This window comes from Roseovarius salis (genome assembly GCF_044472985.1).
Lineage (GTDB): Bacteria > Pseudomonadota > Alphaproteobacteria > Rhodobacterales > Rhodobacteraceae > Roseovarius > Roseovarius salis.
The window spans coordinates 64,180-77,749 of record NZ_JBISDG010000009.1 but is presented as its reverse complement, the minus strand read 5'-3'; the positions used below and the strand labels follow the sequence as shown (position 1 = coordinate 77,749).

Here is a 13,570-nt window from a genome sequence, read left to right as displayed (position 1 = left end):
GGCCGCGGCGCGATCACGAAGTTGAACAGGGAGAGAGATGCACCTCCGGCCGTGCCGGGGCGGGCTCGACACGGCGCCGTGCCGATGCGCGACCCTTTTCCAACGCAAAGCCCCTGACGCGCGGCCGTCTATCTTGTATCCCGCCCGCCCGGCCAGAACCGCCGTGTCCAGCGGCCGAAGTGGATGACAGGCCAGCGCAGCACGCTGACCCCTGCCAGCAGGACGGCCATGCCCCACCACGGGCCGTTCTGGTAGGTCACGAACCCGGTCAGCGGAATACCCACGGCAATGAGCGCGTAGGCAAGCCGCCAGTGATTGTCACGGCTTGGGAACATCGCCGCGACGTTGGCCGAGACCGCCCAGAGGCAGGCGAGAAGCAGTGACAGGTTCACTTGCGCACCGCCGCGGCCCGTTTCAAGCCGTGTCGCAGGGGCCTTCGGAACATCGACAGCACCGCCAGCGCGGCCAGCCCCGCCGCGAGCATCCCGGCCTCGTGCGCGAGGCGCCAGACCAGGACCGGCGCCGCGGCGAGAAGCAGCAGACCGGGGATGATCTGCCAGCGCATCGGCAGCATCGCCACCCCGGCCCCCGCAAGGACCCACAGACAGGCGAGTACCAGCGTCAGGCTCATGCCCCGCCCCCCGCGAGCGTGACGCCCAGCAACCCGGCCGAGGCCACAAGCCCAAGGGTCGGCACGGCCAACGGCACTCGGAAGGGCGCCTGCGCATCGCGGCGTTTCACCACGATCAGCGCGGCGTTCACCAACGTGAAAACCGTCAGGAGAATCGCCGTTGTCGCCTCGGCCAGGTCGGCCACCTCCAGAAACAGCGCGCCGCCGATCACCGCGACCCCGACCAGAACGGTGGCGAGAACCGGCGTGCCGAGGCGCGGATGGGCGTGGTGAAAGACCCCGAGCCGCGGGTTGCGCTTGCCCAGACCGAACAGCACGCGCGAGGCCATGACGATCTGGGCCAGCACCCCGTTGAGTGCCGCCGCCACGGCGATGAGCGATAAAAACGCGGCGTTCGTCCCGCGCGCCTCGGACCACACGAGCGACAGCGGCTGCTCGGAGACCGAAAGCTTGTCCAGCGGCACGGCGCGCACCGCCGCGAAGGTGACGAGCGCGTAGAGAAGGCTGGTGATCGCCAGCGACAGCAGGATCGCGCGCGGCAGGTTATGATAGGGGTCCTTCACCTCTTCGGCCATGTTGACGATGTCCTCGAACCCGATGAAGGCGAAAAAGGCCAGCATGACACCCGCCGCCACCCCCGGCCACACGATCGGCGCCGGCGCGGAGAAGTCGGACGAGGGCTCGGCAGTGCCGCCGGCGTAGATGACCACCGCGAGGCCCACCACCTCGATCGCGGTAAAGATCGCGGCCACGCTCAGGCTTTCCAGAACCCCGACGATCGCCACCGCCAGCAGCAGCACCCCAAACACCGCCACGGTCGGCATGAGCGGCAGATCGACGACCGAGACGAGATAGCCCGCCCCCCCGCGCAGCACCGCAGCAGCCGAGACCGTGCCGGCGGCGACGATGCCGAAGCCGACGATGACGCCGATCCAGTTGCGCCCGAAGGCCTTGGCGACAAACGCGGCCGGTCCGCCCGCCTCGGGCAGGCGGGTGGTGAACTCCGCGTAGCTCAGCGCCGTGGGCGCAGCGACCAGCCCGGCGATCAGGAAGGAAACCGGCGCCCAGACCCCGGCGTCGGCCGCGACGGCGCCCACCAGCACATAGATGCCCGCGCCCACCATGACCCCGACGCCATAGGCGGTCAGAAGACCCAGCCCGATGCGGCGCTTCAGTTCATCGGCCATGGCCTCGGCTCCAGCCGTGCAGTTCGCAATCCACCCGGTCGGGCGGGATGCCGCGATGCCGACCAAGATGTGCCGGCAGGGCCATCAGCCAGCCTTCCGGCGCAGGCGGTCCGGCAGGTTGATCGCCCATTGGCTGATCGTCCCCGCGCCGAGACAGACAACCATGTCGCCGGGGCGCGCCTCGGTGCGCACCAGCCGTTCCAGATCCGCCTCGTCTGTGATGGCCCGCGCATCGCGGTGGCCGTGGCGGATCAGCCCGGCGACAAGGTCATCGCGGCTGGCCCCCGGGATCGGCTCCTCGCCCGCGGCGTAGACGCCGGCGATGGCAACGATATCGGCCTCGTTGAAGCAGCCACAGAACTCGTCGAACAGACTGGCAAGCCGGGTATAGCGATGCGGCTGGTGCACGGCGATGACGCGCCCCGTGCACGCCTGCCGCGCCGCGCGCAGCACGGCGGCGATTTCCACCGGGTGGTGACCGTAATCGTCGATGATGGCCACGCCGTCCACCTCGCCCGCGCGGGTGAAGCGACGGTTCACCCCGCCGAACCCGGCCAGCGCATCGCGGATCTCGTCGCCGGTCATGCCGAGGTGCCGCGCCACCGCGACCGCCGCCAGCGCGTTCGAGACGTTGTGATCGCCCGGCATCGGCAGCGAACACCCCTCGATCGCTTTCTCTTCGCCCTGGATGGCAATGTCGAAATGCGCCACGCCCAGGCTGTAGGTCAGGTTCACCGCCCTCACATCGGCCTGCGCGTTGAAACCGTAGGTCACCACGCGGCGGTCGGTGACGCGCCCCACCAGCGCCTGCACCTCCGGATGATCGGTGCAACAGACGGCCAGCCCGTAGAAGGGGATGTTGCTGACGAAGTCGTGGAATCCCTGCCGCAGCGTGTCGAAATCACCCCAGTGGTCCATGTGCTCGGGGTCGATGTTGGTGACGATGGCGATGGTGGCGGGCAGGCGGTTGAACGTGCCGTCGCTCTCGTCGGCCTCGACCACCATCCACTCGCCCTGCCCCACGCGGGCGTTGCTGCCATAGGCGTGGATGATGCCGCCGTTGATCACCGTGGGGTCGAAATTGCCGTGGTCCAGCAGGGCGGCGACCATGGTGGTCGTGGTGGTCTTGCCATGCGTGCCCGCCACCGCGACGTTCGACTTGAGCCGCATCAGCTCGGCCAGCATCTCGGCTCTGCGCACCACCGGCAGGCCCCGGTGGCGTGCTTCCATTAGTTCGGGGTTGTCCGGCTTGATGGCCGAGGAGATCACCACCACCTCCGCCGCTTCCAGGTTTTGCGCCCTCTGCCCCTCGAACACGGTTGCGCCCATCTCCTCCAGCCGCGCGGTCAGCTTGGAGCGCTTGAGGTCCGAGCCCTGAACGACGTAGCCATGATCGAGCAGCACCTCGGCGATGCCCGACATGCCGATCCCGCCGATCCCGACGAAATGGATCGGCCCGACATCGCCGGGAAGCTTGGTGGCGGAATTCATCGCTTTCGTCCTTTCTGGGCCAGCTCCTCGACGATGTCGGCGAGCGTTTCATGTGCCTGCGGCATGGCCGCGTCCAAGGCGGCCTGCGCCATGCGCGCCGCCCCCTGGGGATCGGTCAGCACCGCCGCGATCTGCTCCGTCAGGGTTTGGACATCCAGCCTCGATTCCGGGATGACGATGGCCGCGCCGGCCTGTGCCAGACCCCGCGCATTCGCGCTTTGATGATCTGCGGCCGCGAAAGGATACGGCACGAGGATCGCGGGCCGGCCGATCACGCCGATGTCGGCCACCGAGGACGCCCCGGCGCGGCTGATGACCAGCTGCGCCTCGCTGATCCGCCGCGGCACGTCGGGGAAAAAGGGTTCGACTTCGGCCGGACTGCCGTGCTCGGCATAGGCGGCGACGACGCGCTCGGCGTCCTCCTTGCGCGCCTGGTGGCTGATGCGCAGGTTCCCCAGCACCTCCGCGGGCAGACCGGCGATGGCCGGCGGCACCGTGTCGCTCAGGGCGCGCGCCCCCTGGCTGCCGCCGATCACGAGCACCGACATCGGGTAATCACCCGGCGGAATTTATCGGGGGCGGGGGGTAGCGCGCACCGCCGCCGGCAGGGGGTTGCCACGGGGCGGCCCGGGCGCGCCGGCGGGCAGCTCGGTGGGCCACATGCCGCAGGCAACGACGTCGACGCGCTTGGAAAACAGCCTGTTCACCCGCCCCGGAACGCCGTTTTGCTCGTGGATCATGCGCGGCAGGCGCAACATCCATGCCGCCGCGAGCGCGGGGATCGTGGGATAACCCCCGAAGCCCACGACGACGTCGGGACGCCCGCGCAGCATCCGGAACGTGGCGCCTAGGATCCCGCCCGCGATGTGGAACGGCGCCATGATCTTGTTGAGAATGCCCCCGCGGGCGAAGGTGGCGCTGGCCACCTGCTCGATCTCGACCGCGCGCGGGAAACCGCCGGCATAGCGTGCCCCCCGCGCATCCGTCGACAACCGCACGCGCCATCCCCGGCGCAGCATCACCTCGGCCAGCGCCTGTGCGGGGAACATGTGCCCGCCGGTGCCGCCCGCCGCGATGACAAGGTATGGCCGTTCTGCGCTCACGCCGCCGTCTTTCCTTTCCTGCGCACCGGTCAAGCAGAGTGGCGCGCGCGCCCCCGTAGGATGTCGCGAATATCGCCCTGCGGCCGGGTCCGGGTAAAGGCGAAAAGCATCCCTACCGCGATCCCGCCGGCGATGAGCGAGGACCCGCCGTAGCTGACAAAGGGCAGGGTCATGCCCTTGGCCGGCAGCAGGCGCACCGCCACACCCATGTTGATCATCGCCTGCACGCCGAATACGGCCACGAGCCCCGTGCCAGCGAGGCGGATGAACGTGTCACGCTCACGCATGAGGCGCAGCAGCGAGCGGATGACCACGAGGGTATAAAGCGCGATGATGCAGAGCACCAGCACCAGCCCGTATTCCTCGGCTGCGACGGCGATGATGAAATCGGTATGCGCGTCGGGCAGGCTCCATTTCACCTCGCCCTCGCCCACCCCCACGCCGAAGAACCCGCCCTCGCGGATCGCGTTGGTGGCAAAGCCCAGTTGCGTGTTGGGGTCCACGTCCGGGCTCAGGAAACCGTCGATGCGGCGCGCGAAATGCTCGGAGTTGGAATAGGCGAAACTGCCGGCGGCCACCACGCAGGCCGCCATGCCCACCATCAGCAGGATCGGCGCCCCGGCCACGAAATACATCACCCCCCAGCCGAAGAGGACAAGGCAGGCCTGCCCGTAATCGGGCTGCATGGCCAGGAACGCCACGATCACCAGCGCCAATAGCAGCGACCAGCTCTTGCCGGGGGGGCCGTTGATTTCCTCGCTGGCGGCCATCAGCCATGCGGCGACGACAACGAACCCCGGCTTGAGGAATTCCGAGGGTTGCAGGCTGCCGAAGCCGAGACTGTACCACCGCACCGCGCCCTTGCCGAAATCCGTGCCGAAGAAGGGCAACAGCGCCAGCGCGATGAAGGCCGCCATGAACCCCAGCACGGCCAGCCGGCGGACCAGCACCGGGCTGAGCATCGAGGTGACCAGCATGGCCAGGAGCGCCGTTACGCCAAAAACCGTCTGACGTTCGACGTAATGGAAGGGATCGAACCCGTTGCGTTCGGCAAGCGGCGGGGATGCGGCGAGGCCCAGCAGGAGCCCGATGCCGAAAAGGATCAGCACGCAGGACATCGACCACTTGTCGATGGTGCGCCACCACCTTGGAAGGACGGGGTCGCCATCCCGCGCGGGGACCGCCCCATACACCATTTCCGTCATGTTCCGCCGCTCTGCCTCTCGGTCGGGCCCCTCTTTGACGGGGGCGTTCATCCGCAGCCTAGCAGGTCGGCGCGCAGGAGGAAAGCGTTATGGCCGCAACCGGCGGCCCGTGACGGGCCCGGCCCGCGCGCCGACGCCCGGGCGGCAAGGTCCATGACCGGCCCGTTCACCGCCGCCCCCGCGCACCGTCAGGCCGCCCAGGTTCCGCGCACCGGATAGTCGTTGGCGCGGATGAATTCCAGCCCGCCGGCCAGCGATTCGAGGTCGGGGCGCGAGAACGGCGCGTTGGAGATATCGACGATCTGCAACCGCCCCGCCCCATTGATGACGAACACCCCGGGCTCCGGAAAGGGACGGTCGGTTTCCTGCGGGCCGCGCGGCTCTGAGACATAGACGCCCACCGCGCGCATCTGGTCGGTGCTCAGACCATAGCCCACCGGCATCGACAGCTGCAGCTCTTCGGCCATGGCCCGCGCCCTGTCCCCGGGATCGCCCGAGACGGTCACCACGTCGACCCCAAGCGCGTTGAACCGGCCCTTGAGTTCGTCGAGCTTTGCGAGATACGTCTTGCACAACGGACAGTGAAGGCCGCGGTAGACGACCACCAGCTGCCAGTCATGTCCGCGCCCGGCCTTGCCGAGCGTCAGCGTGCCCCCGCCGAGCTCCGGGACATCCTGTTTCGGAAACGGTGCGCCGGCTTTCAGCATCTGCATCCTGGGGTCCTCCTGCGTTGCGCGACGCTCCACATCTGCGCGAAACGGCCCCGTCCCTGCAACGGCGCTCGCGCGAACTTGACCTTCCTTGAGCGGTGGGGCACGGGGCGGGGATGCATGTGACCACCCTGATCCTCGGCGCCGGCGCGGCCGGCATGATGTGCGCGGCCCATGCCGGCCCGGGCACGCTGGTGATCGACCACGCCCGCGCGCCGGGAGAGAAGATCCGCATCTCAGGCGGCGGACGATGCAATTTCACCAACCTGCATACCGCGCCGGAGGCCTTTCTCTCGGCCAATCCCCATTTCTGCAAGTCCGCGCTGAGCCGCTATACCCAGTGGGATTTCATCGACCTCGTGGCCCGGCACGGGATCGGCTGGCACGAAAAGACACGTGGCCAGCTCTTCTGCGACGGCCGTTCGCCCCAGATCATCGCCATGCTGCGCGACGAGATGGCGGCGGCCGGGGCGGATCTGTGGCTGCGCACGTCGCTGGTCGATCTCGGCCATGATGGCACCCGTTTCACCGCGCAACTCGATTGCCAGGGCACGCGCCGGACCGTGACGGCGGATCATCTCGTCGTGGCCACGGGCGGCAAGTCCATCCCCGGCATGGGTGCCACCGGGATGGCCTATGACATCGCGCGCCGGTTCGGACATGCGGTCACGCAGACGCGTCCCGCGCTGGTGCCGCTCACCTTCTCGGACAAGCGGTTCGCGCCCCTTTCGGGCACCGCCACGCCCGCCCGCGTGAAAGCGGGGGACGCCAGTTTCGACGAGGCGGTCCTTTTCACCCATCGCGGCCTGTCCGGCCCGGCGGTGCTGCAAGCGTCCTCCTATTGGCGCGACGGCGACGGGATCGTGATCGATCTCGATCCCGACGGGCGGTTGCTGGGGGAATTGCGGGCGCAGCGACAGGTCTCGGGGCGGCGCAACATCACCACCGAGCTCGGGCGCCACCTTCCGGCCCGGCTGGTCGAGCACCTTGCCCCCGCGCTCGGCCTTTCGGGCAACCTCGCCGACCAGCCGGATACGCGCCTCGCAGCGATCGTGGCCGCGCTCAGGGACTGGCGGCTCAAGCCGACCGGGTCCGAGGGCTACCGCACCGCGGAGGTCACCCTCGGCGGCGTGGACACGGCCGGGCTGTCCTCGCGAACCATGATGTCACGAAACGTGCCCGGGCTCTACTTCATCGGGGAAGGCGTGGACGTGACCGGCTGGCTGGGCGGTTACAATTTCCAGTGGGCCTGGTCCTCGGGCTGGGCCGCGGGCCGGGCCATCACGCAAGGCAGGTGACCACATACACGCACCGCGACCGGCGCGCCGGGATATTTGGACCAAGAAGAAGCCACGGGCCGGCGCATCTTCTTGGCGAAAATACCCACGATCCCGGCCTCAGAGCCGGGCACGCACCTGCGCGATGAAGTCGTCGCCGCGCTGCTCGAAATTGTCGTACTGGTCGAAGCTGGCCGCGGCGGGGGCCAGAAGCACGGTCTCCCCGGGCCGGGCGTCGGCCATGGCGCGGTCGACCGCCGCGGCCATCGTGGTGCAGATCTCGGCCTCGATACCGTCCAGGCCGAGCGCGAACTGCGCGGCGTCCCGGCCGATGACGTAGGCTTTCTCGACATGTGCAAGACCGGGGGCGAGCGCGGAAAGCCCGCCCTCCTTTTCCAGCCCGCCACAGATCCAGCGGATGCGGTCGAAGGCCATGAGCGCGCGCAGCGCCGCGTCGACGTTGGTGGCCTTGCTGTCGTTGACATAGGTGACGCCGGCGGCCTCGGCGATCACCTGGCTGCGGTGCGGCAGCCCGGCAAAGCTGTGCAGGCCCTGCTCGATCACGCGGGGCGCCAGCCCGAGCGCGCGGCACGCGGCATAGGCGGCGCAGGCGTTCTGATGGTTGTGGGCGCCGGGCAGGCCCTTGATGGTCCGCAGGTCGATCGCCCCCGCCTGCCGTCCCTTGCGATACTCGCTGAGAAATCCCTTGCGCGCGAAGACCGACCAGCCGGGCCCGGCCAGCCTGCGCGTGGCCGACACCCGGATGACCCGCGCGTCCCCCGGCCCCTCGGCCAGCTGGCCGGCGAGAAAGAGCCCCTCGGCCTCGTCCACGCCCACCACGGCGCGATCGGGACCGCCCTCGGAAAAAAGCCGCCGCTTGGCCGCGAAGTACCCGCCCAGACCGCCATGCCGGTCGAGGTGATCCGCCGAGAGATTTGTGAAAACCGCAACGTCCGGCGTCAGTGCGCGGGCAAGGTCAATCTGGTAGGAGGAAAGCTCCAGCACCACCACCGAGCCGTCGCCCGGCGGGTCGATGTCAAGTACGCCGCGCCCGATGTTTCCGGCCAGCTGCGCGGGCGTGCCGGCATGCTCCAGCACGTGGTGGACAAGGGCAGCGGTGGTCGACTTGCCGTTGCTGCCGGTCACCGCCACCACCCTTGGCGGCTGGTCGAAGTCGTCCCATGCGCCGCTGCCAAGCGAGCGGAAGAACAGGCCGATATCGTTGTCCACCGGCACGCCGGCCTCCAGCGCGGCGCGCACGACCCGGTTGGGCTCGGGATAGAGATGCGGGATTCCGGGTGAAACGATCAGCCGGGCGATATCGTCGAAGGCGTGGGCGCGGGTCAGGTCGGCCACGTCGAAGCCTTCCTCCTGTGCCGCCTCCCGCGCTGCCGGGTTGTCGTCCCAGCAGACGGCGCGGGCGCCGCCCGCACGCAATGCACGCGCGGCGGACATGCCCGACCGGCCGAGCCCCAGCACGCCGATACGCGCGCCCTCGAAACCGTGCACCGGGATCATGGCGCCCCCCTCTGGCTGAGATCCTGCAAGACGGCCATCGCGCGGTCCGCGTCCTCGAGGGGCACGAAGGCATGGTCATGGTGGTAGGCGGCAACCATGTTGCAGGGGATGCCGGCACCCGCCAGCGCCCGCGCCACCGCGGCGGTCAGCCCCACCCCGTCAAGCGCGGAATGCATCGACAGGGTGATGCGCGCCATCGGCAGGCCGGTGTCGAAGCCGTGCCGCGCGGCGGCCTGCGCGTCCAGGACCAGGGATATGCCTTCCGCCTCGCGGAAGATGGCCAGCGCCTCGGGGAAATGCAGCGCCGCCCCGGCCGCGTCCGCGACGGTGCAGAAATGCCATGTCGCGGGGTCGCGCACGGGCGCCATTCCGGCGATCATCGCGGCCGTCTCGTGCACCGGCGTTGCCATCCTCACCGCACCTTCAGCGTCGCCAGACCGATCATCGCGAGGATGAGCGCGATGATCCAGAAGCGGATGACGATCTGGGGTTCGGCCCAGCCCTTCTTCTCGTAGTGGTGGTGGATGGGGGCCATCAGGAACACCCGCTTGCCGGTGCGCTTGAAATAGATCACCTGAATGATGACGCTGAGCGCCTCGACCACGAACAGGCCGCCGACGATGCCCAGCACGATCTCGTGCTTGGTGGCCACCGCGATCGCGCCGAGCGCCCCGCCGAGCGCCAGCGACCCGGTATCGCCCATGAACACCGCCGCCGGGGGGGCGTTGTACCAAAGGAACCCCAGCCCGCCGCCAACGAGCCCCGCGACGAAGACAAGGATCTCGCCGGTACCGGGGACGTAGTGCACCTCGAGATAGTCGGTGAAATCCACCCGTCCCACGGCGTAGGCGATGATGCCCAGTGCACCCGCCGCGATCATCACCGGCATGATGGCCAGCCCGTCCAGACCGTCGGTCAGGTTCACGGCGTTGGCCGCCCCGACCACGACGAACATGGCAAAGGGAATGAAGAACAGCCCGAGATCGAGAAGCAGGTTCTTGAAAAACGGAAACGCAAGCTGGTTCTGCAGCTCGGCCGGGTGGTGCCACGATGCCCAGATCGCGGCCAGCGCGGCAATGGCAAAGCCCAGGATCAGCCGCACCCTGCCCGGCACGCCCTTGCTCGTCTGGCTGGACACCTTGGCATAATCATCCCAGAAGCCGATCAGCCCAAAGGCCAGCGTCACGAACAGCACCAACCAGACATACGGGTTGTCGAGCCGCGCCCAAAGCAGCGAGGACGTCATCAGCGCGCCGACGATCAGCAGCCCGCCCATGGTCGGCGTGCCGGATTTGGTCATGTGCCCCTCTGGCCCGTCACTGCGGATGGGCTGGCCCTTGCCCTGGCTCTTGCGCAGAACGTCGATGAGCGGACGGCCGAAGATGAAGCCGAACACCAGCGCCGTCATGAACGCCCCGCCGGAGCGGAACGTGATGTAGCGGAACAGGTTGAAGAAATCCCCGCCGTCCGAGAACAGGGTCAGCCAGTAGAGCATTCAGACGTCCTCTTCTTCGCGGCGCAGCGCGCGCCCCGATCTGCGCAGGGCCTCGACCACGAGGCTGACGCGGCTGGCCTTGGACCCCTTGACCAGCACCACGTCGCCCGCGTCTATCAGCCGGTGGGCCCGGCCGGCCAGTTCTTCGGCCCGGTCGACGCTGTGCCCGCGTTTCGCCTCGGGCAGCGCCGCCCAGAGAGTCCGCATGAGCGGCCCCACGCAGTGCACCTCGTCTATATCGCGCATCGACGGCAGATCCGCCAGCCCGGCATGCAGCGCCGCCTCGTCCTCGCCCAGCTCGAGCATGTCACCGAGAATGGCGAGCCGGCGGCCGCGCGCGATCCGGCCCAGGTCATCGCGCGGATGGCTGGCGGCCAGCATGTCCAGCGCGGCCGCCATCGAGGCGGGATTGGCGTTGAACGCGTCGTCGATAAGGTCGATGGTCCAGCCCTCCTCGCCGCTGTCCAGCTGCAAGACCTCGCGCGTTCCGCGGCCCGAAGGCGGGCGCCAACTTGCCAGATCGGCAATCGCCACGGCCCGGTCGCAACCCAGTTGCCACACGGCTGCCAGAACGGCGAGCGCGTTCAGCGCGAAATGCCGCCCTGCCACGCCCACCTTGAAAACCAGCGGCGTGCGCCACGCACGGGCACGGGCCACCGTGACCGATGCATGCAGCTCCGTGCTCAGCAGGCGGTGATGGTGGCCGGCACCGACCCCGAAGGTAACAAGGCGTGCCCTCGCGCGGCCGGCCGCCTCGGCAAGGACCGGGGCGGTTGCGATGTCGCCGTTCATGATGGCCACGCCGCCCGGTTCCAGCCCGCCGAAGATCGCGGCCTTTTCATGGGCGATGCCCTCGATGGACTCGAACGCCTCCAGATGGGCGGGCGCGACCGTCGTCACGATCGCGACATGGGGACGGGCAAGCCGCGACAGCGGTGCGATTTCCCCGGGATGGTTCATGCCGATCTCGACAACCGCGAAATCGGCATCCCGTGGCAGCCGCGCCAGCGTCAGCGGCACGCCCCAATGGTTGTTGTAACTGGCCTCCGCGGCGTGGGTCCGGCCCTGGCGGCCCAGCACGTGGCGCAGCATGTCCTTGGTCGAGGTCTTGCCGACCGAACCGGTTACGGCGACAACACGGGCCCGCGTCCGGGCGCGGCCCGCACGGCCAAGGGCCTCCAGCGCGGTCTGGACGTCCTCCACGACCAGCAGCGGCGCATCCGCGGGCACGCCGTCGGGCACCCTGCTGACCAGCGCGGCGGCGGCCCCCTTCTCCAGTGCCTGCGCAACGAAATCGTGCCCGTCCCGCGCGGCGGTGAGCGCCACGAACAAATCCCCGGGCCGGAGCGTGCGCGTGTCGATGGAAACGCCGCGCGCCTGCCAGTCGCGCGTGGCGCGGCCACCCGTCGCCGCCGCGGCCTCGTCTGCGGTCCAAAGGGTCATGGCAACCCGCCATCAAGGGCGGAAACCGCGACGCTTGCCTGCTCGCGGTCATCGAAGGGAAACACGTCGTCGCCCACCACCTGGCCGGTTTCATGCCCCTTGCCGGCAATCAACAACGTGTCACCGGGCCCGAGCGCGTCGACGCCCCGCAGGATGGCTTCGGCCCGGTCGCCCACCTCCAGCGCCTCCGGGCATCCCTGCATGACCGCGGCGCGGATCGCCGCGGGATCCTCGCCCCGCGGGTTGTCGTCCGTCACGATGACCAGATCGGCGTTCTCGGCCGCCGCCTGCCCCATCATCGGACGCTTGGCGCGGTCGCGGTCACCACCCGCGCCCACGATCACCACGAGGCGGCCCATGACATGCGGACGCAACGCCCTGAGCGCCGTCGCCAAGGCACCGGGCGTGTGCGCGTAATCGACGAAGACCGCGCCCCCACTCGCCCGGCGCGCCGCAAGCTGCATCCGCCCCCGAACCGTCTCCATCCGGGGCAGCGTCTCGAAAACCCTGTCAGGATCGCCCCCGGCGGCGATGGCCAGCCCTGACGCCAGCAGAACGTTCTCCGCCTGGAAGCCGCCGATCAGCGCCAGCTCGGCCTGCGCCGCGCGCCCTTGCCACTCGAAGCGCAGCACCTGCCCCGTCGGGCTGAAGTTGCGGGCAAGGATGCGCAGGTCCGCGCCGTCCGTCTGCCCGACCGTCAGCACCTGCTGCCCGCGCGCCCGGGCGATCCCGGCCATTTCGGGGCCCTTGGCGTCATCGACATTGATCACGGCAACACCGTCGGCGGACAACACGCGCGAGAACAGGCCCGCCTTCGCGGCGAAATATTCCTCGAAACTGGCATGATAATCGAGGTGATCCTGGCTGAAATTCGAGAACGCCGCCGCCGCCAGCCGCACGCCGTCCAGACGCCTCTGCTGCAAGCCGTGGCTGGAGGCTTCCATCGCGGCATGGGTCACGCCCGCCGCCTCGGCCTCGGCCAGAACGCGGTGCAGGGTTATCGGGTCGGGCGTGGTGTGCGCGAGAGGTGTCTCGTAGGCACCCTCGACCCCCGTGGTCCCGATGCTGATGGCGTCCAATCCCATTGCCGCCCAGATCTGGCGGGTGAAGCTGGCCACCGAGGTCTTGCCGTTCGTTCCTGTCACGGCGACGAGCGTTTCGGGTTGCGCCCCGAACCACAGCGCGGCCGTGTAGGCGAGGGCCTGCCGCGGATCCTCCGCCACGATCAGCGCGGCGTCATGCGCGGCCAGCGTTTCGGCGGCGATCCGCGCCCCTTGTGCATCCGTCAGCACCGCCGCGGCACCCATCCTCAGGGCATAACGAATGAATTCGCCACCGTGAACGCGTGTTCCCGGCAATGCGGCGAACAGGTGCCCCTCTTTCACCGCCCGGCTGTCGACTGACAGCCCGGTGATCCGGGCCTTGCGCCCGTCGCGGGCAGTCAGGCCCAGCTCTGCAAGTGATTTCGACTGCGCCAAATCGTTCCGCCCCGTTCTGGCCCGTTGCCGGC

The 13,570-nt window shown here is 69.2% G+C and carries 12 protein-coding genes and 1 pseudogene; 1 reads left to right on the top strand and 12 read right to left on the bottom strand.

The window, feature by feature from the left end; translation table 11 throughout:
- Positions 1 to 128 precede the first annotated feature (128 nt).
- The 7 genes and pseudogenes from ACH13J_RS05345 to ACH13J_RS05315 form a co-directional block, all read right to left on the bottom strand.
- Positions 129 to 392: a DUF2484 family protein gene (locus tag ACH13J_RS05345; protein WP_397542275.1), complete on the bottom strand. Its 264-nt coding sequence runs from the start codon at positions 390 to 392 to the stop codon at positions 129 to 131.
- Positions 389 to 631, bottom strand: a complete 243-nt coding sequence (locus tag ACH13J_RS05340; RefSeq protein WP_397542274.1) for a DUF2484 family protein — start codon at positions 629 to 631, stop codon at positions 389 to 391. The genes ACH13J_RS05345 and ACH13J_RS05340 overlap by 4 nt, the downstream gene beginning before the upstream one ends.
- Positions 628 to 1,818 carry an amino acid permease gene (locus ACH13J_RS05335; RefSeq protein WP_397542273.1) on the bottom strand — a complete coding sequence of 397 codons (1,191 nt, stop codon included), beginning with the start codon at positions 1,816 to 1,818 and terminating at the stop codon, positions 628 to 630. The genes ACH13J_RS05340 and ACH13J_RS05335 overlap by 4 nt, the downstream gene beginning before the upstream one ends.
- 84 nt (positions 1,819 to 1,902) lie before the next feature.
- Positions 1,903 to 3,309 carry a UDP-N-acetylmuramate--L-alanine ligase gene (murC, locus tag ACH13J_RS05330; RefSeq protein WP_397542272.1) on the bottom strand — a complete coding sequence of 469 codons (1,407 nt, stop codon included), beginning with the start codon at positions 3,307 to 3,309 and terminating at the stop codon, positions 1,903 to 1,905.
- A pseudogene (locus ACH13J_RS05325) lies at positions 3,306 to 4,412 on the bottom strand (UDP-N-acetylglucosamine--N-acetylmuramyl-(pentapeptide) pyrophosphoryl-undecaprenol N-acetylglucosamine transferase). The gene murC and the pseudogene ACH13J_RS05325 overlap by 4 nt, the downstream one beginning before the upstream one ends.
- A gap of 29 nt (positions 4,413 to 4,441) precedes the next feature.
- A complete protein-coding gene (ftsW, locus tag ACH13J_RS05320; protein ID WP_397542271.1) occupies positions 4,442 to 5,617 on the bottom strand; it encodes a putative lipid II flippase FtsW in 1,176 nt (391 codons plus the stop codon).
- 188 nt (positions 5,618 to 5,805) lie between these two features.
- Entirely contained in the window at positions 5,806 to 6,330 is a 525-nt protein-coding gene (locus ACH13J_RS05315; RefSeq protein ID WP_397542270.1) for a redoxin domain-containing protein, read from the bottom strand.
- A 113-nt stretch (positions 6,331 to 6,443) separates the two neighbouring features.
- On the opposite strand from ACH13J_RS05315, the gene ACH13J_RS05310 reads away from it, so the two are divergent.
- Positions 6,444 to 7,625: an aminoacetone oxidase family FAD-binding enzyme gene (locus tag ACH13J_RS05310; protein ID WP_397542269.1), complete on the top strand. Its 1,182-nt coding sequence runs from the start codon at positions 6,444 to 6,446 to the stop codon at positions 7,623 to 7,625.
- Positions 7,626 to 7,724: 99 nt separating this feature from the next.
- On the opposite strand, the gene murD is transcribed toward ACH13J_RS05310, so the two are convergent.
- From murD to ACH13J_RS05285, 5 genes are read right to left on the bottom strand one after another with little or no spacing between them, the layout of a single operon-like run.
- Complete coding sequence (gene murD / locus ACH13J_RS05305; RefSeq protein ID WP_397542268.1) at positions 7,725 to 9,122, bottom strand: UDP-N-acetylmuramoyl-L-alanine--D-glutamate ligase; 1,398 nt, start codon at positions 9,120 to 9,122, stop codon at positions 7,725 to 7,727.
- A complete protein-coding gene (locus tag ACH13J_RS05300) occupies positions 9,119 to 9,532 on the bottom strand; it encodes an ACT domain-containing protein (RefSeq protein ID WP_397542267.1) in 414 nt (137 codons plus the stop codon). The genes murD and ACH13J_RS05300 overlap by 4 nt, the downstream gene beginning before the upstream one ends.
- Positions 9,533 to 9,534: 2 nt before the next feature.
- A complete protein-coding gene (gene mraY / locus ACH13J_RS05295) occupies positions 9,535 to 10,617 on the bottom strand; it encodes a phospho-N-acetylmuramoyl-pentapeptide-transferase (protein ID WP_397542266.1) in 1,083 nt (360 codons plus the stop codon).
- Positions 10,618 to 12,060, bottom strand: a complete 1,443-nt coding sequence (locus ACH13J_RS05290) for a UDP-N-acetylmuramoyl-tripeptide--D-alanyl-D-alanine ligase (protein WP_397542265.1) — start codon at positions 12,058 to 12,060, stop codon at positions 10,618 to 10,620.
- Positions 12,057 to 13,538: a UDP-N-acetylmuramoyl-L-alanyl-D-glutamate--2,6-diaminopimelate ligase gene (locus ACH13J_RS05285; protein WP_397542264.1), complete on the bottom strand. Its 1,482-nt coding sequence runs from the start codon at positions 13,536 to 13,538 to the stop codon at positions 12,057 to 12,059. The genes ACH13J_RS05290 and ACH13J_RS05285 overlap by 4 nt, the downstream gene beginning before the upstream one ends.
- Between the last annotated feature and the right edge of the window lie 32 nt (positions 13,539 to 13,570).

Bases quoted from the DNA above. Each gene is read 5' to 3' on its own strand.
- ACH13J_RS05315 (WP_397542270.1), bottom strand. From the start codon at position 6,330: ATGCAGATGCTGAAAGCCGGCGCACCGTTTCCGAAACAGGATGTCCCG.
- murD (WP_397542268.1), bottom strand. From the start codon at position 9,122: ATGATCCCGGTGCACGGTTTCGAGGGCGCGCGTATCGGCGTGCTGGGG.
- ACH13J_RS05300 (WP_397542267.1), bottom strand. From the start codon at position 9,532: ATGGCAACGCCGGTGCACGAGACGGCCGCGATGATCGCCGGAATGGCG.
- ACH13J_RS05335 (WP_397542273.1), bottom strand. From the start codon at position 1,818: ATGGCCGATGAACTGAAGCGCCGCATCGGGCTGGGTCTTCTGACCGCC.
- ACH13J_RS05310 (WP_397542269.1), top strand. From the start codon at position 6,444: ATGCATGTGACCACCCTGATCCTCGGCGCCGGCGCGGCCGGCATGATG.
- ACH13J_RS05290 (WP_397542265.1), bottom strand. From the start codon at position 12,060: ATGACCCTTTGGACCGCAGACGAGGCCGCGGCGGCGACGGGTGGCCGC.
- ACH13J_RS05340 (WP_397542274.1), bottom strand. From the start codon at position 631: ATGAGCCTGACGCTGGTACTCGCCTGTCTGTGGGTCCTTGCGGGGGCC.
- ftsW (WP_397542271.1), bottom strand. From the start codon at position 5,617: ATGACGGAAATGGTGTATGGGGCGGTCCCCGCGCGGGATGGCGACCCC.
- mraY (WP_397542266.1), bottom strand. From the start codon at position 10,617: ATGCTCTACTGGCTGACCCTGTTCTCGGACGGCGGGGATTTCTTCAAC.
- murC (WP_397542272.1), bottom strand. From the start codon at position 3,309: ATGAATTCCGCCACCAAGCTTCCCGGCGATGTCGGGCCGATCCATTTC.